At 39.0% G+C, this 21,811-nt stretch carries 19 protein-coding genes and 1 tRNA gene; 11 read left to right on the forward strand and 9 right to left on the reverse strand.

Annotation, left to right across the window (positions count from 1 at the left end; genetic code table 11):
* The first annotated feature begins 79 nt into the window (after window positions 1-79).
* Window positions 80-2,548: a TonB-dependent receptor gene (locus FKG96_RS16495; protein ID WP_130855861.1), complete on the forward strand. Its 2,469-nt coding sequence runs from the start codon at window positions 80-82 to the stop codon at window positions 2,546-2,548.
* A gap of 162 nt (window positions 2,549-2,710) precedes the next feature.
* Window positions 2,711-2,968 carry a hypothetical protein gene (locus tag FKG96_RS16500; RefSeq protein ID WP_130855860.1) on the forward strand — a complete coding sequence of 86 codons (258 nt, stop codon included), beginning with the start codon at window positions 2,711-2,713 and terminating at the stop codon, window positions 2,966-2,968.
* Between the two features lie 18 nt (window positions 2,969-2,986).
* Here FKG96_RS16500 and FKG96_RS26790 read toward each other — a convergent pair whose 3' ends face one another.
* On the reverse strand, window positions 2,987-3,160 hold the full coding sequence (locus tag FKG96_RS26790; protein ID WP_013667113.1) for a DUF6496 domain-containing protein: 174 nt from the start codon (window positions 3,158-3,160) through the stop codon (window positions 2,987-2,989).
* A 249-nt stretch (window positions 3,161-3,409) separates the two neighbouring features.
* Here FKG96_RS26790 and FKG96_RS16505 point away from each other — a divergent pair, with 249 nt between their 5' ends.
* The 3 genes from FKG96_RS16505 to FKG96_RS16515 all read left to right on the forward strand — a co-directional run bounded on the left by FKG96_RS16505 (window position 3,410) and on the right by FKG96_RS16515 (window position 5,280).
* Window positions 3,410-4,600 (forward strand): HAMP domain-containing sensor histidine kinase, encoded by a 1,191-nt coding sequence (locus FKG96_RS16505; protein WP_130855859.1) that lies wholly within the window; start codon window positions 3,410-3,412, stop codon window positions 4,598-4,600.
* Window positions 4,601-4,669: 69 nt separating this feature from the next.
* Window positions 4,670-5,113 (forward strand): hypothetical protein, encoded by a 444-nt coding sequence (locus tag FKG96_RS16510; protein ID WP_130855858.1) that lies wholly within the window; start codon window positions 4,670-4,672, stop codon window positions 5,111-5,113.
* 91 nt (window positions 5,114-5,204) lie between these two features.
* Window positions 5,205-5,280, forward strand: a tRNA-Gly gene (locus FKG96_RS16515).
* A gap of 27 nt (window positions 5,281-5,307) precedes the next feature.
* On the opposite strand, the gene FKG96_RS16520 is transcribed toward FKG96_RS16515, so the two are convergent.
* On the reverse strand, window positions 5,308-8,373 hold the full coding sequence (locus FKG96_RS16520) for an AAA family ATPase (RefSeq protein WP_130855857.1): 3,066 nt from the start codon (window positions 8,371-8,373) through the stop codon (window positions 5,308-5,310).
* Window positions 8,370-9,593, reverse strand: coding sequence for an exonuclease subunit SbcD (locus FKG96_RS16525; RefSeq protein WP_130855856.1), 1,224 nt, complete (start codon window positions 9,591-9,593; stop codon window positions 8,370-8,372). Before FKG96_RS16525 ends, FKG96_RS16520 begins: the two co-directional genes overlap by 4 nt.
* Window positions 9,594-9,724: 131 nt before the next feature.
* Between FKG96_RS16525 and FKG96_RS16530 the strand changes: the two genes are divergently transcribed.
* From FKG96_RS16530 to FKG96_RS16540, 3 genes are all read left to right on the forward strand, one after another.
* Window positions 9,725-10,558: a sulfite exporter TauE/SafE family protein gene (locus FKG96_RS16530; RefSeq protein ID WP_130855855.1), complete on the forward strand. Its 834-nt coding sequence runs from the start codon at window positions 9,725-9,727 to the stop codon at window positions 10,556-10,558.
* Window positions 10,559-10,590: 32 nt separating this feature from the next.
* Entirely contained in the window at window positions 10,591-10,980 is a 390-nt protein-coding gene (locus FKG96_RS16535) for a DUF1634 domain-containing protein (RefSeq protein ID WP_013667119.1), read from the forward strand.
* Between the two features lie 97 nt (window positions 10,981-11,077).
* On the forward strand, window positions 11,078-12,058 hold the full coding sequence (locus FKG96_RS16540; protein ID WP_013667120.1) for a D-glycerate dehydrogenase: 981 nt from the start codon (window positions 11,078-11,080) through the stop codon (window positions 12,056-12,058).
* A gap of 115 nt (window positions 12,059-12,173) precedes the next feature.
* On the opposite strand, the gene FKG96_RS16545 is transcribed toward FKG96_RS16540, so the two are convergent.
* Window positions 12,174-12,371, reverse strand: coding sequence for a cold-shock protein (locus FKG96_RS16545; protein ID WP_013667121.1), 198 nt, complete (start codon window positions 12,369-12,371; stop codon window positions 12,174-12,176).
* 311 nt (window positions 12,372-12,682) lie between these two features.
* The gene (locus tag FKG96_RS16550) at window positions 12,683-13,318 is read right to left on the reverse strand and encodes a peroxiredoxin (protein ID WP_013667122.1); all 636 of its coding nucleotides are present in this window, start codon (window positions 13,316-13,318) and stop codon (window positions 12,683-12,685) included.
* Between the two features lie 234 nt (window positions 13,319-13,552).
* Between FKG96_RS16550 and FKG96_RS16555 the strand changes: the two genes are divergently transcribed.
* Window positions 13,553-14,365 carry a DUF3050 domain-containing protein gene (locus FKG96_RS16555; RefSeq protein ID WP_130855854.1) on the forward strand — a complete coding sequence of 271 codons (813 nt, stop codon included), beginning with the start codon at window positions 13,553-13,555 and terminating at the stop codon, window positions 14,363-14,365.
* On the opposite strand, the gene FKG96_RS16560 is transcribed toward FKG96_RS16555, so the two are convergent.
* From FKG96_RS16560 to FKG96_RS16575, 4 genes are all read right to left on the reverse strand, one after another.
* On the reverse strand, window positions 14,332-15,099 hold the full coding sequence (locus tag FKG96_RS16560) for an MBL fold metallo-hydrolase (protein WP_130855853.1): 768 nt from the start codon (window positions 15,097-15,099) through the stop codon (window positions 14,332-14,334). The two genes, FKG96_RS16555 and FKG96_RS16560, sit on opposite strands and share 34 nt — an antisense overlap.
* Entirely contained in the window at window positions 15,096-15,368 is a 273-nt protein-coding gene (locus FKG96_RS16565) for a hypothetical protein (protein WP_013667125.1), read from the reverse strand. Before FKG96_RS16565 ends, FKG96_RS16560 begins: the two co-directional genes overlap by 4 nt.
* Before the next feature lie 39 nt (window positions 15,369-15,407).
* Window positions 15,408-16,058 (reverse strand): outer membrane lipoprotein carrier protein LolA, encoded by a 651-nt coding sequence (locus FKG96_RS16570; RefSeq protein WP_130855852.1) that lies wholly within the window; start codon window positions 16,056-16,058, stop codon window positions 15,408-15,410.
* Window positions 16,059-16,173: 115 nt separating this feature from the next.
* Window positions 16,174-18,792, reverse strand: a complete 2,619-nt coding sequence (locus FKG96_RS16575; protein ID WP_130855851.1) for a DNA translocase FtsK — start codon at window positions 18,790-18,792, stop codon at window positions 16,174-16,176.
* Between the two features lie 161 nt (window positions 18,793-18,953).
* Here FKG96_RS16575 and FKG96_RS16580 point away from each other — a divergent pair, with 161 nt between their 5' ends.
* Both FKG96_RS16580 and FKG96_RS16585 read left to right on the forward strand, forming a co-directional pair.
* A complete protein-coding gene (locus FKG96_RS16580; RefSeq protein ID WP_130855850.1) occupies window positions 18,954-19,688 on the forward strand; it encodes a DUF4397 domain-containing protein in 735 nt (244 codons plus the stop codon).
* 285 nt (window positions 19,689-19,973) lie between these two features.
* Entirely contained in the window at window positions 19,974-21,767 is a 1,794-nt protein-coding gene (locus FKG96_RS16585) for a DEAD/DEAH box helicase (RefSeq protein ID WP_130855849.1), read from the forward strand.
* Window positions 21,768-21,811 lie beyond the last annotated feature (44 nt).

Consider the following 21,811-nt stretch of genomic DNA (forward strand, 5'->3'; position numbering starts at 1 on the left):
GAGATTTTGAATGCATTTACCTAATTCATCTTCAAGAACATGTATATGATAAATACTTTTGGCAAAAAGAAATTTAGCCATGAATATTCCAAACACACACAAAAAACATTATAAACCAATGCCTTTATTGAGAATCTCTGTACTAACCCTATTTTTTTTCTATTCTTTCATTATCTGCGTGCTGGCACAAGAGAAAGCAAATATTCAAGGAACCGTGAAGGACCAAACAGGTGCACCTGTTGACTTAGCGACAATCATTTTGCTCAGGGCCGCAGATTCATCTTATATTCGCTCAGTATTCAGTGACCAGAAAGGTAACTATCAGATACCTGCGGTAGACGAAGGGAAGTATATATTATCTGCATCTATGATCGGCTTCCGCAAGACTTATTTACCTATTGCGATAAGATCCGGACAAAAAACGATACAAGCAGCTTCTTTTGTTCTAATGCCAGAGACAAATGCACTAAAAGAGGTAACTGTTACGGCTAGTACCCCTTCCATCGAACGTAAGGATGGCGCCTTGGTTGTAAATGTCGCTAATACTGCACTAGCAGCAGGTAACAGTGCAATGGATATATTAGAACGATCACCTGGCGTAAGTGTTGACAAAGATGGGAATATAAGCCTCATGGGACGTCAAGGCGTAACAGTTATGATAGATGGGAAACAAACCTATCTATCTGCTGAACAATTAGCTAATATGTTAAAATCGATGGACGGCAATAACGTGCAATCCATTGAATTAAACACCAATCCTTCCGCGAAATATGATGCAGCAGGTACTGCCGGGATTATTAACATCAAATTGAAGAAAAATAATATGGAGGGTACCAATGGAACATTGAGTTTGAGCGGAGGATACGGCCGTACCCATAAGTCGAATAATTCATTGCAAATTAATCACAAAACAGGTAAAGTCAATCTTTTCGGAAATTATAGCTACGTTAACAGCAATTTTAATAACACACTGGAGTTATATAGAATTGTTGGGCAAAGCGCGTCGGCAAAAGTATTCGATCAATTTGCTGATTTCCAAAATGAACGCGCGAGCAGCAGTATAAGGGGTGGTATTGATTATAAAACATCGGAACGGAATACATTAAGCGGTTTATTCTCCGGCTTTTTCTTGCAAGGAAATGATCATTCCACCAGTAACAACCGGATTTCAGATTTAAATGCCCCTCTGGATTCTACACTTACAACGCTAAATCGCGGTCGAAACAAGTATAACAATCTGTCCTTTAACGTTAATAACACGTTTAATATCGATACCAATGGACGTAAACTTGTTGCTGAAGTAGATGTTTCTAGATTCAGTGATAAAACATCCAACTACTATGACAATTATTTTTATAGATCGAACGGTGAGAACTTACGAAGCCCGGAATTCATCTTAAACGATATGCCTTCAATCATCAATATACAGACAGCGAAGATTGATTACACTCATCCGTTAAATTCTAAAAGTAAAATCGAACTGGGAATGAAATACAGCAGCGTGAAAAGTGACAACAACATGGGCTTTTACAATCAGATAAATGGTGACTGGCAAAATAACGAAAATCGCTCGAATCATTTTATATATAAAGAACGGGTTAGCGCTGCTTATGCGATCTACAATCAAACCATTAACAAAACCGAGATTAAAGCCGGTTTACGTGCCGAACATACTTATTCTGACGGTAATTCGATAACGATGAATGTGAGAAATAAACGGAATTATCTAAGTCTCTTTCCAAACATCAGCTTAAATCAACAACTATCTGATAAGCAAAGTATAGGCCTGTCCTACAGTCGAAGAATAAATCGGCCAAATTATGGAAACCTCAATCCGTTTTTGTTCTATGTTGACCCTTACAGCTATCAACAAGGAAATCCATTTCTGAACCCGTCATATACAAATTCTTACGAATTAAGCTATACACTTCTAAAGAAATATACGTTAACAGCAGGATACCAGAAAACCAAAGATATGGTTGGAGAAATGATGTACCAAGATGATGAAACTAATATAGTGTATGTAACGAATGAGAATATCGCAAGCGAAAATGTATATTTTGCAAATTTGAATATTCCTTTAGAACTTGGTAAAGTCTGGAGTAGTAACACAAATATTAATGCCATGCATCTCGGTTATAAGGCAGATATTCCTGCCGCGCCTATAGATTTCGGCCAATTCGCCGTACAAGCGAACAGCAATCATACATTCAATGTAACGCAGAGTTTACGTTTCGAAGCTACCCTGCAGTATCGCTCTCCTCTACGGTGGAGCATTTACCAGATCGGCACGTCATGGGGATTAGATCTCGGTGTTAACAAATCATTCTGGAATAAAAAAGCGCAGGTAAAATTTGCAGTTACCGATATATTTAATACGCGACCAAACACAGTCAAAACAGACTACTCAAATTTGAATGTCCGTGTTTTCAACACGTGGGAAAGTCGCGTGGCCCGGTTGACTTTTACATTTAACTTTGGGAATCAAAAGCTGAAAATATCTGAAAGAAATTTAGATAGCTCAGAGAAAAACCGCGTAGGGAAATAAAAATATTTTCATGTGTGTTTGTGCCGCTGCCGTCGTGAGATGACAGCGGCTTTTGTCATAAATAATATGTGCTGATCAACTAATTGCCTATGATCAATCACAAACATAATGCAATAAATTACAACAATTAGTTGGGAATTGTTGTTTCCATAAGACAGGTTTTTGAAGAAAGTTATGACATATCAAAAAAAACAACCCGCTATATCAAATATGCAATACACTCGACGTTTATTGCAAAATGGTAAAATCCAACTAGACATTAACGGTCATATTGATAATGAGTACTTCGAAGCGACTGCAATTGTAAGCCAAGCCGATGCTGACAACGACAAGGGTTTAAATCAATTACTCACAAACCATCTATTGCAAGCAAGAGAAAAAACCATCATGCTGAAAAAAAATAAGGATTCTACTAAATAGTGATGTTGTGAAACTTACTTATTTTTTCTTTGGCACTTTAGCGCCTTCTTTTCTCGCTTCCGATAAGCCAATGGCTACAGCCTGTTTTTTTGAAGTGACTTTCTTTCCGCTTCCGCTCTTCAGTTTACCTTCTTTCATTTCATGCATAGTTTCTTCAACCTTCTCACTTGCCTTTTTTGAATACTTTGCCATAATATTGCTTAATTTGTGTATCTAAGAACAAAAGAAAGACTTAGATGTTTCGTATAAAATATAAAAGTTTTAGTAGTTCAAGGATATTGTTCGTTAGAGAGTTATGCGCAACAATCTAAAGATATAGTGGCGTAAATAAGAATTCCGTCCTCAGAAAACGCAATTTCGTGTAATTTTTTTTATTAGTAAATAGGATTTATTGATATTAGTAAGTCAGATCAAACCACCTAACGTTGTAAATTAGATTGTATGATACTGGTTTTTGATAGTTTAGCTGAAGCCAACAATTCTTTAATGAGAATTTTGGAAGCAAATAACCTGCCTGCCCAGGCTGCTATGTCGACGGATGAAACACTGCAACATATCTTCACATATAAATATAAACTCTTAATACTAAGAGCGGACGCTTTTGAGGGTAGCGACGCGCAAGAAGTCTTAAGAGTAATGAATAATAACCCGAATGTAAAAGACACTCCCGTTCTGTTGATTACTCCGTCATCAATCAAACAGAAAATTAAGTTCGAAACGTATACCGGATTATGGCTGGATTGTCTCTTTGGGGATTACAGTACGGATTTCTTGATTTTTAAAATTAAATCCATTCAAGACAGACAAGAATATATTGCAGGATTGTACCATGATAATCGATTCTTAAAGGATGAGCTTCAGAAAACAAAAATGACCGAAGCCGCCAAAGAAGAATTTATCAGTATTGCGGGACATGAACTTAGTACGCCAATTACTTCTATAAATGCCTACCTACAATTGGCATTACGTAACGCTAACAGTCAAAACATCGAACAAACCATACAGCTATTATCTAAGGGCCTGAACCAAATCAATAAATTGAACCGTCTTGCAAAAGACCTTCTGGACTCTTCCAGATTACAAGCGGGAAAAATGGAGTATAATTTTGCTGTGTTTAATTGTCGGGATTTTCTAAGGCAAACGATAGAAAATGTCAGACATAGTTACCCTGATAGGCAGATTAACGTCAATTGTAATACAAAAGTATGGCTGGAAGGTGATCAGGAAAGACTAGAACAGGTGCTGACTAATTATTTAACAAATGCGCTTAAATACTCGCCTACTAGTACCGAAGTCCTTGTTTATACCGAGATTATCGATAAGAAATGGCTAAAGGTATGTGTGAAAGACCGTGGACAAGGTATTCCCAGAGAGAAGCAACCATATATATTTCATAAATACTATAGAGTGAGTGATGAGAAGCATAAACACCAAGGTTTAGGAATGGGTCTGTTTATTTGCGCACAAATTATTTCTCATCATAAGGGTAAATTCGGACTGGAAAGTGAACCTGGGAAAGGTTCAATTTTTTATTTTATGTTACCTATAAAAGCTACGAAAGAGAAAACCGAAGGACTTACCACAAGCTTTCCAAAAAGAAGTGCATTTTCTTCTTCTAATTTAAATAAGTAATGAAAACACCGAAAGTCCGTATCATCCTTCCCGAATATCTCTCCTATCCAAACCTCGCGCCATAAAACGATGGTAGAACGAATACTTCATTATCACTCATTTACCATACGCGTAGGTTATGAGCCTGGACTTATTCATATTACAAACAATATTAACCTATGGCGTTTTTTGGATAGTAATGTAAGAGAGAGAACGGAATGGTTAGCCAATGCTATACAACAGGATTATGAATCTATTTATGGGAATCCTCTTAAAATAAAGCGAAAATCTTTTCTTATGGAAATCTGGGGTCATTTATATTTCGAGTATTACCTTCTAAAACTGACACATTTTTTTGGTATTAATCATCAGTCAAAAACACTACAACACCTGTTACAACGTTCGGCATCGATAGATTGCGGTGAAAGTGCACAAGATAATAACCGCTTTATATGGGATTTCTTAGCATTGTTTTTTAAATTGTTCACCTATTTCCTTCCAAATAATATATCCTCAGAAGGCCTGAAGAAATAAAGGCCTGTATCAGTGAATGCTGTAAAAAGACCCAATTTTTTTACTTACCGCTTGCAAAGAATATTTATCTATCTTATATTTGTTTCCTCATGCGAAAATAGCTCAGTTGGTAGAGCGCAACCTTGCCAAGGTTGAGGTCGCGAGTTCGAACCTCGTTTTTCGCTCCAAAGGATCATGCTTCGGTGTGATCCTTTTTATTTAATTTCCCAACTTCCACTTATTTGAGTGCCCGTAAAAGGATCATTTTTAACCTTTAGATAAACATCTATTTCCTGCTGTAACTCCTCTACGTGAGAAATAACCCCCACAATTCTATTTTCGTTTCGTAATGTTTTCAACGTATCAAACGCCACTGCCAATGATTCCCGATCTAAAGAACCAAAGCCTTCATCTAAAAAGAAAAAATTTTGCTTGGATCGATTTTGTTGTTGTACAGATTCCGCAAGAGCTAAGGCTAGCGACAATGAAGCCTGAAAAGTCTGGCCGCCGGACAAGGTCTTGGCTAATCTGGTTTTACCATCATTTAAGTAATCTCTTACCTGAAATTCATTTTTATCGGTTACCTCCAGTCGCAATTGCTGCTGTGTAAGCTTATAAAAACGCTTGTTCGCTGCCTCACATAATTGTTGTAAGTAAACCGTGGATATATAACTAACAAAGCCACTTCCTTTAAATAGGCTTTTAAGAATAGTCAGGTTATCTGCTCGATGCTGTAAACGCGCCAAATCGTCTTCTAGTTGTTGTTTTTCTTCGAGTTGCTTTAGAAGCCTATCGTAATCTGCTTTGGCAGCAGCATATTTCTCTTGTTCTTGATTGAATCGATCCCTGAGCACTTCATAAGTGCTTAATGACCTTAGAAACAGCTCCTCATTGTAAACTTTATCGCTAGCCTCCGTAGCTAGCTTGGTATATTGTTCTTTCGCATTATATAATTGTTGGAAGAATAGGTCTACACTGCTTCGGACCTCTTCTACAGCAATTGCTAGATTTAATATATTTTTAACTTCATTCAAACTGCCATACTTCGATTTACTTAAAGAACCTCGTAACTGATCAGTAATAAAGTCCAGACGTTCCTGCTCGGCAGCTAAGTTTTCATTGACTGCCTGAAATCTTGCTTCCAACGATACTTTTAGCTGTTGCTCCTCCTGTACCAAAGCTTGAAGTTGCTCGTATTGATCGACAATAGCTTTACTTTCACTATCTATATCTAAAATACTGTTTTCCAGATAGTTTTTATCATATTGATAAACTTCATCTTCAGATAAGTTGTGAAGTTGTTTCGTGAGCATATTTAAGGCCCCAACCTTTACTCGTTCTTCTGCTACTATTTTTTGTATTCCGATTTCATATTGATCTCTATCTATTTCTGCTTTTTTCAAAATGGCATCATTTTCATTAATCTCCAGTTCCAGTCGTTCCAACTCTTTTTCTGCGGTTTTGTGTTCTTCAAGTAACCGATCAATAGTGCGGGCATCGTCTCTACCGCAAGTAGATTCCCAAATAAAGGATTGGAAATGTACTTGTAATGCCTGTTCGTCTGACTCGGCCCTAAAAAGGAGTTCGTCCCGACTCTTAAGAATGGTGGCTTTTTTTCCATCTAATATTTCAAGCTGGCGTATAAGTCCCTGCACGAGATTCCGTTCGTCCTTGAGATGTACAGATTTAGCATTTAATTGTTGGAGCTGATTTTCCACATCCTCTAAGACCATAACTTGAGGGTGCTCCAATGCTCCACAAAGCGGACAAGCTTCACCTCGCTGCAAGGCCGCGACAAAATCACCTAATTTAACTTGCATCCGGGCATGCGCAATTTCATTTGAAAGCTTATCGAGCTCAAAATCAATGGTCTTTATGCGTGTGTCTAATGATTCTTTATGATTTTGGATCGGAGTAGTTACCCCAACAAGTAAGTCGTCGATGGTACTTTCAAGTTGCTTTAAAGTTCCAGTTATATCATCAAGTGCTAATTGGCTTGTTTTTTTGTTTTTTTCTAAATGCTCGCGGGAAGTAAACCAATTTTTTATCTGCGATAAGGTGTTCAAATCCAGCTTTTCATTCCGTTTCTTTTTTAGTTTTTCTCGAAGCGCTAAGGCTATTTTTTCTCGATATATCTTCTCCTGCTGCGCTTTATGGACAAATTCTTTCCCCTTGATAATTCGTCCACTTAAATGATCGATATCTTCTTTTAACTGCAATATTTGCAAAGCAGTCCGATAATCGTTACGCTTTTGATTAAGGAGCTCAAGTGATTGATATTTCAACGTGATATTGGCAAGTTCTTGCTGTTGCTCCATCAGTAATGTTTCGCAGTTTTTGAGCTTATACTGATATTCTTTCAAGCTTTCTTTTCGCTTTTCTATTCCTGTTGCCAGCTCTTCCGCTCGTTGTATATTTACCTTAAAATAACGTTCGCAGTATTCATAATCACTCAATTGCTGTTTCAACTGCTGATATTCCGATGACTTAAGATGCAACTGCTTATAGGAGTTTTCAGCAGTTTTTAAGTCCTCAAATAATCGTTTCAATATCTCCTGCTCTTTTAGGTCGCTTTCTCTCTGTTGAAGCTCGGCCTTCATTGTCGAGACTTCTGCTGCCAAGCTTTGCAATTTTTGCAAAGCGAGACCAACATAGGTTTCATTTATTCCTTCAAAAACAGATAAACGTCCTTTTAGACGTTGGATCACTTCGTTGTTCTTTCGCTCTAAAGAGGCGGTCTGTTGAAAAAAATCATATTTGTCCAGCTGAAAAATATCTTTGAGCATTTCCGTTCGGGCTTTATCTGTCAGCTGTAAGAACTCTTGAAATTTGCCTTGTGGAATAATAATGGTACGTCTAAAGTTCTCGTAACTAAGTCCCAATAAAGGTGTCGCAGTTGTTACCTCCAAAGGTTGCCACATACCATTTTCAAACTTATAAGCAGACCGATCGAAAGTATTTACTTTCTCAAATTTCTTGCCATGGCGTTTCCCTTTAACGATAAATCGATACTGCTTTTCGTCGAAGTTGCTGAACACAAAATCAATGAGCAACTCATCCGATTTCAAGTTCATCATGTTATAGTTTCTATCGTCCCGGGTGCTCAGTCGTTCGGTTTCTCCGTACAAAGCAAAAGCAATCGCCTCCAAAACCGATGATTTGCCTGAACCCACGGAACCGAAAATGCCGAATAATTGTCCCTCAATTAGTCGAGCGAAATTAATCGTTTGCTCCTTTTGATAGGAAAAAAGTCCCTTTATAGTTAATGAAATTGGAATCATTCGTCTATCTGCTCTGCTCTTACTTCTGTAAATAGTTTTAACAAGTCCTCATTTGGTTGCTGTTTGTTCCTGAAGCTAAAATACTGGATAAATAATTCTTCGACTGACTGACTTAAATCGATTGTTCTAGTCTCTTCAGCTACATTTCCTTTGGTTTTTACTTCAGGAATGATAGTAACGATGCCGTCGTGGGCCTGTAGAAGTTGCTTTCGGTCTTCTGCATTCATGAAATCTTCACTTACCATTGTCAATTCAATCCAGGCAGGACCGCAGTGGTGCAACCATTCAAGAGCCTCTGATATACTTTCGAAACGTTTTTTATATAGTGGTTTTCCTGCTTTTAGTGGCAATTGCCGGAAATCTACTGCTCTGGCTGGCTCAGCTTCTATCAGTACTACATTTTTCTGTTGACCCGCTTCAGCAAAGCTATAACTTAATAAACTACTGCTATACACAATAGGCATGCGAGCTTTATCTATTTCCTGATATCGATGTAAATGCCCTAATGCCACATATTGTAAACTCTCCGGTATATTTTCGCTATAGACAGCCTGCGCACCACCAATGTGCAGTATAGGTTTTTCATCGATGGGTTCTTCGGGGGGGACTTCTCCCCTCTTCATAACGAAGAGGTGTGCCGTTAATATATTTACGCCAAATTTGTCGCAATACTTTGTTGCCAGCTGCTCCCAATGGGCTTCCAAAATACTTCTCAATTCTTTCTCCTCATTATCCACACCCAAAAATGTTCTCAATCGATATTCGTTAGCGTAAGGCATTAACAGCAAACGAAGCGGATAATCGTATTTCGGAACCTTTATCTCGAGGAAGCCAGGTTCACTCTTAGTAATACAAAAGCCACCACACAATTCACCTACAGCGATTGTGGCCTGTGGATAACCGACGAACACAATCCCGCATTCACGAGCCAATACATCGGGGGCATCTATTCTATCGGGCGAATCATGATTACCAGCGATGGCGATAACAACTCGTTCACCATTCTTTGCCAATCTTTTCAAACTTCTATATAAAAGTTCCACGGCTTCAGCGGCCGGGTTAAAAGCGTCAAATAAGTCTCCGGCGACTAACACAACATCTATTTCCTCTTCATCTGCTAGGGCAATTAGCTCATCCAATACAGCGCGCTGCTCCTCTAGCCTTGAATACTTGTCTAATCTCTTACCTAAATGCCAATCGGCAGTATGGAGTATTTTCATAAGTCCATTATAGTTAATATAAGCAAAAAACGGAAATTTTTTTTAAAAGCTTTAAAAATAACGTCCACACTAGGCTATCTAATTGTATAATCCCCACAAATTGGCTAAGTTTGAAGCCAAACACCATATTAATGACAGTTTTAACTTTTACACTCATCTTGTTATTTGGGGCGTGCTGTGCTGGATTTATTGGATCGCTTACCGGACTTGGTGGAGGTGTGGTAATTATCCCGCTGTTGACAGTAGTATTGGGTGTTGATATACATTATGCTATTGGCGCTGCTCTTGTCTCGGTCATTGCCACATCTTCCGGATCAGCTGCAGCTTATGTAAGAGAAGGGATCACGAATATGCGCTTAGGAATGTTTCTAGAAATAGCGACAACGGCAGGCGCTGTGGGAGGAGCCTTGCTGGCCTCCATTGCACCAACCAGCTTAATCGCTATTCTATTTGGTTGTACCCTTATATTTTCAGCGTTAAATTCTTTGCGTAAAAAGGAAGAACACAATGTGAAATCCTCAAGCTCCTTGGCTTTAGCATTAAAGTTACCTTCAAGTTATCCCAGCACTTCCGGGATTATCTCCTATGGAACCAAAAACGTAATAGGCGGTTTTAGCATGATGGGTTTGGCGGGTATGCTTTCGGGATTACTTGGAATAGGATCCGGTGCCTTTAAAGTAATCGCTATGGATAATATTATGCGTATTCCTTTCAAGGTGTCAACAACCACTAGTAACTTTATGATGGGAGTCACTGCTACCGCCAGTGCTGTTATTTATTTGCAGAAAGGATATATCGAACCGGATATTTGCATGCCGGTGGTAATAGGTGTTTTATTGGGTGCTATGACGGGTGCTAAAGTCCTACTGAGGGCCAACCCAAAAAAATTAAGAATGTTTTTTGCCGTTATCATCATTATTTTGGCACTCAACATGATTTATAACGGCGCCGCCGGAAATATATAATATGATGAGAGGAAGCTCTAATTCAATAACGAATGCAAAATGAGAAAGTAAAAGATAGAGATATCCAGCTGGTTATAGGAAATCTATTGCGATACGGCGTTTGGACGGCGCTTGGTGTTGCCGCTTTGGGTGGATTGATTTATCTGTTCAATCATGAGCGTGAAACAATTCACTACGGTACCTTTATAGAGAAAGACATAGATATCTTAACATTATCTAAGCAAACACTTATTGGGGTGGCACATGGAAGAGGCGATGATGTAATCCTGCTGGGAATATTACTCTTGTTTTTAACACCAATTCTGCGTATAATATTTTCGTTAGTGGCTTTCTTGTTAGAGAAAGACTATCTTTATGTAGGAATTACACTACTTGTTATCGCAATAATCTGTTTTAGTATTTTTTTTGGTTTTGCCCATTAGCATCGTTCCGATTTAGGAATACCTAATGCAAGGGAACCACCTAAAGCAGGATTAACTATTTATCGTTAGTATAATTATTATAATAAAACGATTACGTATGACCGTATTTATCGACCGCATGATCCCGCAAATCGGCCTAGATCTTTTAAATGAGGCTGGCATAACTTATGAACAACACGTTGACAGAAGAGAACTTAGCACACAAGAGCTGATTGATCGCTGCAGTAAACACAACGCGTTGCTAACTGCCGGTTGGGGGCCGCTCAATAGTGAATTTATTGCAGCATGCAAGCATTTGAAAATCATCTCACTCCATTCTGTTGGCTATGACCGCGTTGATATTAAGGCGGCCACAAAATGGGGTATTCCTGTCGGCAATACGCCGGATGTATTAAGCGAAGCCACCGCTGACACCGCTTTTCTTTTAATGCTTGCTGTATCGCGGAAAGCACTGTACCTTCATAAAAAAATTATTAAAGGAGAATGGGGGTTTAGCCAACCAATAGATGATCTTGGTTTTTCCCTTCAGGGTAAAACGTTAGGCATATTTGGCTTAGGTAATATTGGTTGCGAACTAGCAAAAAAAGCAAAGGCGGCTTTTAATATGCCTATTATTTACCACAACCGTTCGCACAATAAAGAAGCCGAAAGAAACCTGGGGGCAAAACGTGTATCCTTCGACGACTTAGTAAGTCAAAGTGACGTTTTAGTTGCTTTCTCTTCTCTAACACCGGAGACGAAAAATAAGTTTAATAGAGACGTTTTCCGTAAAATGAAGCCGTCTGCCATTTTTATAAATCCTTCGCGAGGTGGCGTACACAATGAACCCGATCTCATCGAAGCCTTGCAGCAAGGTATAATATGGGGAGCCGGACTAGATGTAACTAATCCTGAGCCGATGCAAGCAGACAACCCGCTTCTCAATATGCCTAATGTAGCTGTTTTCCCTCATATAGGATCAAATACTGTAGAAGCGCGAAATGGGATGGCCAGTATTGCGGCTAAAAACGTTATCGCCGCGTTCCAGGGACGACCTTTATTACATATAGTCAACCCGGAAGTTTACGAACAGCACTGACGATCCGAAATTGAAGGTTACGAATTATTAATAAAAGGGTAACATAATATAGAACAGCCCGTAATAACGGGCTGTTAGAATTTCTTAATACAAGCTTAAGCAGAAGTTATACACACTAGATCTTCTTCACATTTACAGCCTGCTGGCCTTTTCTTCCATCGGCTACCTCAAACTCCACTCGATCATTATCTTTGATTGCATCTATTCCGCCCTTTACGTCTTTAAAGTGAACAAAAATGTCGGTCCCGTCTTCTTGAATAATAAATCCAAATCCCTTTTGCGCGTTGAACCATTTTACTTTTCCGGTTTTCATTAATAAAAAATTTGTTGTTGTACGATTGTTGTGGCCCTATATAGAAATACTGATGTATCATAATTTAGGAAACACAGGGTTAATTCTCAGTAATTTTGCTTAAAAAAATAGTCCACATTACTACCGGCGATGGTGAGAACCCGAACAGATTTATTTAAACTATACCAAACCTACTATAAAATTTTCAATTTTTCAATGATCAAGCAAAAAAATTGAACGGTATATGATAAGTTGTTTCATTGATATCATCGTTACTCACTGATTTGTTAAAAGTTCAGCTAATAGCTCATTAAGTTATTAGCTGATTACTCTTACTTATTCGGCTGTGGAGTTGTGCGCAAATAAGGTTTGATCTCCTTATAGCCTTTCGGAAATTTTGATGGAATATCCTCTGTTTTTATAGCCGGAACTACAATAACATCCTCTCCATCCTTCCAATCAGCAGGTGTTGCAACACTATAATTCTCGGTAAGTTGTAATGAATCAATCACACGCAAAATTTCCTGGAAATTTCTGCCTGTAGACGCAGGATAGGTAATCGTAAGCCGTACTTTTTTATTTGGATCGATGATATAAACCGAGCGCACAGTCGCAGTGGCAGATGCATTGGGATGAATCATTCCATAAGCTTCTGCTATTTTCCTGTCTTTGTCCGCAATAATCGGAAAGTTTACCTCCACATGCTGGGTTTCATTAATATCTTTTACCCATCCATGGTGATCCTCGACGCTGTCCACACTAAGTGCCAAGACTTTCACGTTACGCTTGTCAAACTCATGCTTCAGGGATGCTGTTTTTCCCAATTCAGTTGTGCATACCGGTGTATAATCAGATGGGTGAGAGTAAAGTACTACCCAACTGTCTCCAACGTAATCATAAAAATTAATATTTCCTTCTGTTGTGACCGCATCAAAGTTTGGTGCAACATCTCCTAGTTGTAAACTCATTATTTTTCCTCCTTTAAAGTTAATACAAAGTATATCAAATTAATCGACTTTTTTCGACAATAACAAACGCCGCCATCACAAATTTTACTTATAGCTGATTCGATCTACACCTATTACATTGACATTACATAAATCCGGGGAAATGGTTTTCATAGTAGCTCCTACTTGCTTTTTTGACATCTGTGTTATGTTAATTACGTCGCACATAGCTATGTTTGCAGAAAATTACAGGCCATGCAGTTAGCTTATATACAACAATTAGAAGAAGCGATCGCTCAACAGAAGGAGGAGATCATTTACCACCCGCTTTATAGGAGTATTACAAGTATTGATGATCTGAAAGTTTTTATGGAACATCACATTTTTGCCGTGTGGGATTTTATGTCCTTGTTAAAAGCGTTACAAAGAAGTTTAACTTGCGTTCAAATACCTTGGTATCCTATTGGCGACGCAAACACACGTTATTTAATCAACGAAATTGTCACCGGTGAAGAATCTGATATTGACCATCTGGGAAATCGAAAGAGCCATTACGAAATGTATTTGGAAGCAATGGAGCAGTGTGGAGCTGACACGACTTCAATAACCAAATTGACGCAGGCACTTAAAGAAGGTAATTCAATGCAAATTGCTCTACGTATAGCAGATGCACCGGAGGCGGCAGTAGATTTTGTTAGCGACACTTTCGATATAATAAGCCATGCAACCCCGGCAATTCAATCAGCTGTATTTACCTTTAGTAGAGAAGACTTGATTCCTGATATGTTTATTTCCATCATAAAAGATTTGGACAGCGAATTTCCGGAAAGTATTTCCATTTTTAAATACTATTTGGAAAGACATATTGAAGTAGATGGAGATCATCATGGCAATCTTGCACTCGAGATGACGAGCACCCTGTGCGGTGACGACCCCTCTGTTTGGCAAGATGCGATACAAGCGGTAAAAAGATCCTTACAATCTCGCATTAAGCTCTGGGATTGTGCTTTAATGAAAATGAAGTGCCAAAAAGATCAATCATCCAAAGAAATTTCTAATCCATCATAAGCAAGGTGGATTCCTGGAGGCAATTCTTTGGAAACTTCCTCATGCAAGCCCAAACGATGGCTGATATGGGTCAAATAGGTGTGGTCAGCCCCTATTCTGCTCGCAAAGTTTATAGCTTCTTCTAAAGTAAAATGAGAAATATGCGCCTCTCGTTGCAACGCGTTTACTACTAAAGTTTTTGTACCTTTTATTTTGTTCACGGAACTTTCCGAAACGGATTTCACATCGGTAAGGTAAGTGAAATCACCAAAGCGATAACCTTTTATCGGTAGTTTAAAATGCATAATATCAATAGGTTGAACACCTATATTTCCCACGAAAAAGGATTGATCGGTTACATCTCTTAAATTAATCTTAGGTATACCTGGATATTTGTGCTCAGCGAAGATATAATAGAATTCCCGTTTAAGTGCTTCTTGAACCAAATAATCGCCAAAAACATCAATTGCTGTCCCCTGAAAATAGTTAAAGGCACGGATATCGTCCAAACCTGCTATATGATCTTTATGTGCATGCGTGTAAAGTACGGCTTCTAAATGATTTACTTTCGCACGGAGCATTTGAAAACGAAAATCAGGGCCGGTATCGATCACAATGTTTTTGCCTTTCTCCGTGAGCAAAATAGAAGAACGAAGACGTTTATCACGATAATCAGAAGAGGTACAGACGTTACAACTGCATGCAATTACAGGCACGCCCTGTGATGTTCCTGTACCTAAAAACTTAATCGTCAAAGTGTTAATTTAGTTTGTTTAATATTAAATAATAGTTGTTTTTGTTTATCATCCAGCTGGGATATATCGGGTTCCAGTTCACGCAAAAGCTCAATTAACGAATTTATCTTTACCTCTACATTCGAAAAGCGATTAACAACTATTATCTTACTATTCTGTAAAAGGCAGGAACCTGTCTTAAAGTTTCCTTTTTCATAGCGAACTTTATAGCCCATGCCCTTAAAAAGAGCCTCTAACTTATCCAAACTATGTTGCGTAAACGGTAACACTTTTTCTATGTATAAAAATCATTGACCCGATCGCAGAACTTATCGCAAATCTACAACCTCCATCCCCGGATAATCTGCTTTGTCAAATATAAAAGTTTTGGGGCTAACTTTAACATTGGGTATGAAATTTTGGATGGTGTAGCTATAAAGGCTTCCACTTTTATCAAAAACTGTAACATCGTAAATCTGATTTACTGATTTGTTTAACCGTAATCGCACTTTGAAATAAGACTTGCTATTGTCCGTCGGGGTCAAATCAATCACCCACAAGGCCTTGCCTGCTACTTGCTCGCTTTTTGCGGCAGGATATTTAAATCCCTGATTATAGAACGAAAAAATATTTGCCGGGGTAATTGATCCCGATTGTGTTTCTTCTACATCGTTAATCTGAACTTCCTGCTCTTCTTTCAGTACATGCCATTGCTGTTTACCATCCGAGATCATTACCTGATCGTCAAGAACGATACGGTATTTATTGGTTCGAGGTTCTACAGTTAACTCCCCTTTTTCATTTACCGTCGTCTGTTTTTGTTGGTTAAGTGCCTTTAAGCTAAATTGAATTTTAGCCGTTCTATACGATTGGTATTTTTTACTTATGTCGTTTAGCAGCTTCTTTGTTGCAGGATCATTTTGACCTAAAGCCATTAAACTGCAAGCAAGCAAAATAATCACAGAAATAAATTTCTTCATATTATAAACTTCTGTAGCCACCGTTTTCCCCAGCGATTGGTAGGGGCTCAATAGCTAGGTTATATGGGATAGACGTTTTTATCTGCAAAACGTTTAATTGCGTATTCGATTTCCATCAATCCTTTTTAGCTAAACTTTCCAAAAATTGTTCCAATGAGTATTCATCCGGGTATAGCACTTCCCTGGCCTTGCTACCTTCAAAAGGACCTACAATGCCTGCTGCTTCAAGTTGATCGATAATGCGCCCTGCACGGTTATACCCTAATTTGAGTTTTCGCTGAATCAAGGACGTAGAACCCTGCTGATGCAAAACAATTAATCGCGCAGCTTCTTCAAATAATGCATCGCGGTCGTTTACCAAATCGATATCACTTAAACCACTGCCCTCTCCATTTTCATCCACGTACTCGGGCAACAGAAAAGCTGAAGGATAGCCTCTTTGTGCCCCGATGAATTCTGAAATCTCTTCTACTTCGGGGGTGTCCACAAAAGCACATTGTATCCGGATCAAATCACTTCCTGTCGCGAGCAACATATCACCTCGTCCAATAAGTTGATCCGCACCTCCGGTATCTAAAATCGTGCGTGAGTCCACCTTAGAAAGAACTCGGAAAGCTAAACGAGCCGGAAAGTTTGCTTTAATAGTACCGGTAATAATATTAACGGAAGGGCGTTGCGTTGCAATTACTAAATGTATTCCCACGGCCCGTGCCAATTGCGCAAGTCGCGCGATAGGTGTCTCCACTTCCTTTCCGGCTGTCATCATCAGATCTGCAAATTCATCGACAATCAGAACAATGAAAGGCATAAAGCGATGTCCCTCTTCAGGATTAAGCCTTCTGTTAACAAATTTGTTGTTATATTCTCTCAGATTTCGCACTTGCGCATTCTTCAACAAATCGTAACGTTGATCCATTTCAATGCAAAGTGAATTGAGGGTATTGATAACTTTTTTCGTATCGGTTATGATGGCTTCCTCTTCTCCTGGAAGTTTAGCTAAAAAATGTCGCTCAATAGTTTTAAAAAGCGATAGTTCAACCTTCTTCGGGTCTACCATCACAAATTTCAATTCTGCCGGATGCTTTTTATATAGTAAAGAAGTAATAATGGCATTAATGCCCACTGATTTACCCTGGCCCGTTGCCCCTGCAACTAGTAAGTGTGGCATTTTGGCTAGGTCAGCTATATATACTTCATTCGAAATAGTTTTGCCTAAAGCAATCGGTAAGTCCATTTCAGTATGCTGAAACTTTTCGGTAGCGATAACTGCTTTCATAGCAACCATCTCCGGCTTTTTATTTGGAACTTCAATACCGATAGTCCCTTTACCCGGCATCGGTGCAATAATACGTATTCCAAGGGCTGCTAAACTAAGTGCGATATCATCTTCTAAATTCTTGATTTTTGAAATACGCACACCTGGCTTAGGAATAATTTCATATAAGGTAACCGTAGGACCAATAGTTGCCTTGATCTTGTCGATTTCAATATTATAATTGCTAAGTGTTTCAACAATTTTATCTTTATTTGCTTCCAGTTCTTCATTATTCACCACGATCTTTCCCGAACCATAATCTTTTAACAAGTCTAAATGAGGGTGTTGATAGCCTGATAAATCTAATTTTGGATCATATTGACCAAATTGCTCTACAAGCGTATCAGCGGTGGTCAACGGCTTTTCCTCCTTCACGCGCTCTACCAGTAAGTCAGGACTTTCTTTAACCTCGTTGAGTGGCATATTTCGCTCGGATTCCGGTTCATTTGCAATGAGCGGTTCCAATTCAAATGAAGGATTATTTGAACTTGCGTCTGAGTCCAATTCAACCTTTCTAGGTTTAACTTCTAAGTTCTGCGATAAACGAGTTTCATTTTCTTTCTCGCCACCAATATGATCGCTCCGGTCATTCTTTATTTGATTGCGCTGAAAGGCGGGTGTTGTGTATTCATCCTCCTGAACGTCATCATCCTCTTCTTCCTCCACGTTGGATATAAGATCGTTGACATCATCATTTAACACTATTTTTTTCTTTTTCTCCGGCAGTTTAAAATCGAGATTAAATGCAATAATCAAAGCGGTTAAGCCTATAAATAACAAAAAGGCTCCAACACCTGCCGTGCCAACCTGTGCTTCTAGTATCTTATTGGTCCAAAAGCCGAACTCTCCTTCTAAATAATGTGGATATTCTAAGATGAAGCTATGAAAATAAGCAATCGTTACCGATATGAACAACAAAAGAAAAAAACCGTAGCCAAAAAGCTTATCTAAAGCAATGAGTCTTACTTTAAATAGAAGCCTATACCCCATTACAAAAAAGGCTATTACAAACAAAAAGGATGCGATACCGAACCACTCGTACATAAATTGATTCGCCAATAATGCACCCAACTTGCCAAGCCAGTTTTCAACAACTACCTCTTTAAATCCCAAGGTTTCCAGCTCTTCCCTGGTCTTAAATAGTGTGTTCCACCCTCCATTAGCCGCAGATATATAACTTTGGTCATTTTGCCAAGTAAATAGATAAGAGGTAAATGCAATGAAAAAATAAAGAGACAGCACCAAAAAAAATAGGCCGGCAATTTTCACAGCTTTACTATTCTGGAAATTTATTCGCCCCGAAAATCGGGTACCAAACGTCGATTGTTCATCGCGTGATCTTTTAGGGGTACCGTTATTTCGTATCTTCCCTTCTCCCTTTACTGTATTAGACCTAAACTGATTTCCTTTTAAAGACATTAATTTCTACAATTCTTTGGTACAAACTTATGGATTTTTTTGGACGAAGGCTTCGCCCTAAATAAATTTTATAAATACTGTAGCGCTCGCACTCCCCAACCCGTTAAAGGTATCAGAAGATAAGCCATCAACAGGCTATCTACATACGTTTATTAATTCACATGAACATACATACTTTATTGTTAAATAACAAGAAGAGATTGATCTATGCGTTTCTAGGCCTTTGTTTTTTGTTGCCAATGAGCGCATGTCTTAAAGATGACGATAACGGACAAGATGGAACCATACCCGCAGCACTTGTATCGTTTATACATACATCACCGGATGCTGGTGATTTAATCGTAGGAATAAACGGGTATAGAGTTAATACACAACAATTTAAATATTTGGATAGAACGGTTTACCAATTGGTGTATCCAGGGGGTAACCAATTTCAGGTAAATACGTCAGCGGACAATAAAAAATTGGATGTAAAAAATTGGAGTTTAGAGGGTGGGGTATGCTATTCCATTTTTGCGGTAGATCGCCTTGATTCATTGGAACTGTTAGGTATGCGGGATTTTTATGCAAGCGATGTCCCTGCCAGCGGCATGGCAAGAATTCGTTTTATTAATCTTTGCCCTGACTCCGTGAAATTTGACTTGAAGACAAGTGCGGTGGATACACTTTTAGCGTCCGATAAAAAGTTTAAGCAAAATAGTGCTTTTGGTAATATTAAAGCGGACGACAACACAGCCTACACACTGGAGGTAATTAACCATGATACGCATGTATCAATCGCGAACGCTACTTTTACACCAAAACAAGGACAATATTATACTATACTGGCTACTGGCTTTATAGACACTGAAGAGGAGGCGAAAAAGCTTAAGGTCTCCATCTTCAAGCACGATTAGGTTGATTGATGTCCATCATATCCCAATCGATGGACAGCCGCCCGCTCCCCTTGGGCGGCTTTTTTTCACAACACTTCATTCACTCTTACTTCGGGTGGGAAATAGTTAAGAGGTAAATAAGATAATGATCTTTTTAAAACAAGTTAATGTTAAAACAGGTTTGAGGTTCTATATTACAATTAATGTAGTCAGTTAATAAAAAAGGTTATAAGCTTGCATATATCAATAATTAAGTCTACCTTTGCACCTTCTTTAGACAATAAAGTCTAACGTTTTTTGAATTTCATGAACCCATTTAGTCAATTGGGAATCCGTCATGATGTTGTTAATGCCATATCGGCGCTAGGTTTTGAAAAACCTACACCAATCCAGGAGCAGGCCATTCCGGCCCTTCTTACAGGCAGCAGCGATTTTGTCGGATTAGCCCAAACAGGAACCGGTAAAACCGCAGCATTTGGCCTGCCGTTATTAGAATTATTAGACTTCTCACAAAACACGCCTCAAGCATTAGTGCTTTGTCCTACGCGTGAACTGTGTTTACAGATTACTAATGATTTAAAAAATTTTTCTAAAAATCTAGACAATGTACACGTTGTAGCTGTGTATGGTGGCGCTAATATTAGCGATCAGCTGCGCCAGATTAGACGTGGTGTACAAATTGTGGTTGCGACACCTGGCCGTATGCTCGATATTATCGGCAGAAAGGCCATAGATTTTTCGGGAGTACGGTATGTAGTTTTGGATGAAGCGGATGAAATGCTCAATATGGGCTTTCAAGAGGACATTAACGATATCCTTTCAACTACTCCCGATGAAAAGAAAACGTGGTTATTTTCAGCCACTATGCCGGCAGAAGTACGTCGGATCGCAAAAAATTACATGACCGATCCGTTTGAACTTACCGTAGGAACAAAGAATACAGGTAACGCAAATATCGATCATGAATACTACATCGTGAGACCGCGCGATAAATACGCGGCTTTTAAACGCATTGTAGATTTTAATCCTGAAATTTTCGGTATTGTTTTTTGCCGCACGAAAATTGAAACGCAAGAAATTGCGGAAGCCTTGATAAAGGATGGTTATAATGCCGATTCTCTACATGGTGATCTTTCGCAACAACAACGCGACAAAGTAATGAAACGTTACCGCGAACGTAGCTTGCAACTGCTCATCGCAACTGATGTTGCTGCGCGTGGTATCGATGTTAATAATGTAACACACGTTATTAACTTCTCTTTACCTGACGAGATCGAGAATTATACGCACAGAAGTGGTCGTACTGCTCGTGCAGGTAAAACGGGAGTTTCTATTTCGTTGGTTACCTCTAAAGAACTAGGGAAAATAAGACAGATTGAACGTGTAATCGGCAAGCAATTCGTAAAAGCAGAGATTCCTAATGGTTTTGATGTATGCGAGAAACAATTGTTTGCACTTGTTCATAAAGTAAAAGCCGTTGAAGTGAATGATGACCAAATCGGTCAATACCTTCCACGTATCATGGACGAGTTTAGTGATTTTTCTAAAGAAGATGTCATTAAGCACTTTGCTAGCTTGGAGTTCAATCGCTTCTTGGATTATTACGAGAATGCACCTGATCTGAATGTATCTGCGGCAACTGACTCCCGATCAGAAAAGGGAGGAAAAGCAGATCGTTTTGGCCGTACAGGCTACAAATCTGACTTTACTCGCTTATTTATTAATCTTGGTTCGGTGGATGATTTTACCAGAGGAGATATGTTGGGATACATCTGTAACAATGCACAGATAAGCGGTAAAAGCATCGGTAAGATAGACCTAAAAGGTGTGTATACTTTCTTTGAAGTAGAAAATGATGTAGTTGACAAAATCATGAGCGGATTTCAGCGAGCGGATTTCAACGGACGTTCCGTACGTGTTGAATTAGCCGGCGACCGAGACGCAGGCCCTTCTAGAAGTGGAAGCAGTCGGAGTGGGCGCTCTTCAAGAAGTAGTGGACGTGGAGGACGCGATCGTGAAAGAGATAGTGGTAATGGCGGAGGTTTTCGTGATTTTTCGGGAAAACGTCGCGAGAGAAAAGGTGAACGAAAAAAATGGTAACCCTTAAGCCCCTATTTAGTAGGGGCTTTTTTTATACCAATTGT

Source organism: Olivibacter sp. LS-1 (genome assembly GCF_008245145.1).
GTDB classification, from domain to species: domain Bacteria; phylum Bacteroidota; class Bacteroidia; order Sphingobacteriales; family Sphingobacteriaceae; genus Olivibacter; species Olivibacter oleidegradans.

What these genes read in the sequence shown, in the direction of transcription:
- FKG96_RS16495 (WP_130855861.1), top strand. Translation starts at nt 80, where the DNA reads ATGAATATTCCAAACACACACAAAAAACATTATAAACCAATGCCTTTA.
- FKG96_RS26790 (WP_013667113.1), bottom strand. Translation starts at nt 3,160, where the DNA reads ATGGCAAAGTATTCAAAAAAGGCAAGTGAGAAGGTTGAAGAAACTATG.
- FKG96_RS16505 (WP_130855859.1), top strand. Translation starts at nt 3,410, where the DNA reads ATGATACTGGTTTTTGATAGTTTAGCTGAAGCCAACAATTCTTTAATG.
- FKG96_RS16510 (WP_130855858.1), top strand. Translation starts at nt 4,670, where the DNA reads ATGGTAGAACGAATACTTCATTATCACTCATTTACCATACGCGTAGGT.
- FKG96_RS16520 (WP_130855857.1), bottom strand. Translation starts at nt 8,373, where the DNA reads ATGATTCCAATTTCATTAACTATAAAGGGACTTTTTTCCTATCAAAAG.
- FKG96_RS16525 (WP_130855856.1), bottom strand. Translation starts at nt 9,593, where the DNA reads ATGAAAATACTCCATACTGCCGATTGGCATTTAGGTAAGAGATTAGAC.
- FKG96_RS16530 (WP_130855855.1), top strand. Translation starts at nt 9,725, where the DNA reads ATGACAGTTTTAACTTTTACACTCATCTTGTTATTTGGGGCGTGCTGT.
- FKG96_RS16535 (WP_013667119.1), top strand. Translation starts at nt 10,591, where the DNA reads ATGCAAAATGAGAAAGTAAAAGATAGAGATATCCAGCTGGTTATAGGA.
- FKG96_RS16540 (WP_013667120.1), top strand. Translation starts at nt 11,078, where the DNA reads ATGACCGTATTTATCGACCGCATGATCCCGCAAATCGGCCTAGATCTT.
- FKG96_RS16545 (WP_013667121.1), bottom strand. Translation starts at nt 12,371, where the DNA reads ATGAAAACCGGAAAAGTAAAATGGTTCAACGCGCAAAAGGGATTTGGA.
- FKG96_RS16550 (WP_013667122.1), bottom strand. Translation starts at nt 13,318, where the DNA reads ATGAGTTTACAACTAGGAGATGTTGCACCAAACTTTGATGCGGTCACA.
- FKG96_RS16555 (WP_130855854.1), top strand. Translation starts at nt 13,553, where the DNA reads ATGCAGTTAGCTTATATACAACAATTAGAAGAAGCGATCGCTCAACAG.
- FKG96_RS16570 (WP_130855852.1), bottom strand. Translation starts at nt 16,058, where the DNA reads ATGAAGAAATTTATTTCTGTGATTATTTTGCTTGCTTGCAGTTTAATG.
- FKG96_RS16575 (WP_130855851.1), bottom strand. Translation starts at nt 18,792, where the DNA reads ATGTCTTTAAAAGGAAATCAGTTTAGGTCTAATACAGTAAAGGGAGAA.
- FKG96_RS16580 (WP_130855850.1), top strand. Translation starts at nt 18,954, where the DNA reads ATGAACATACATACTTTATTGTTAAATAACAAGAAGAGATTGATCTAT.
- FKG96_RS16585 (WP_130855849.1), top strand. Translation starts at nt 19,974, where the DNA reads ATGAACCCATTTAGTCAATTGGGAATCCGTCATGATGTTGTTAATGCC.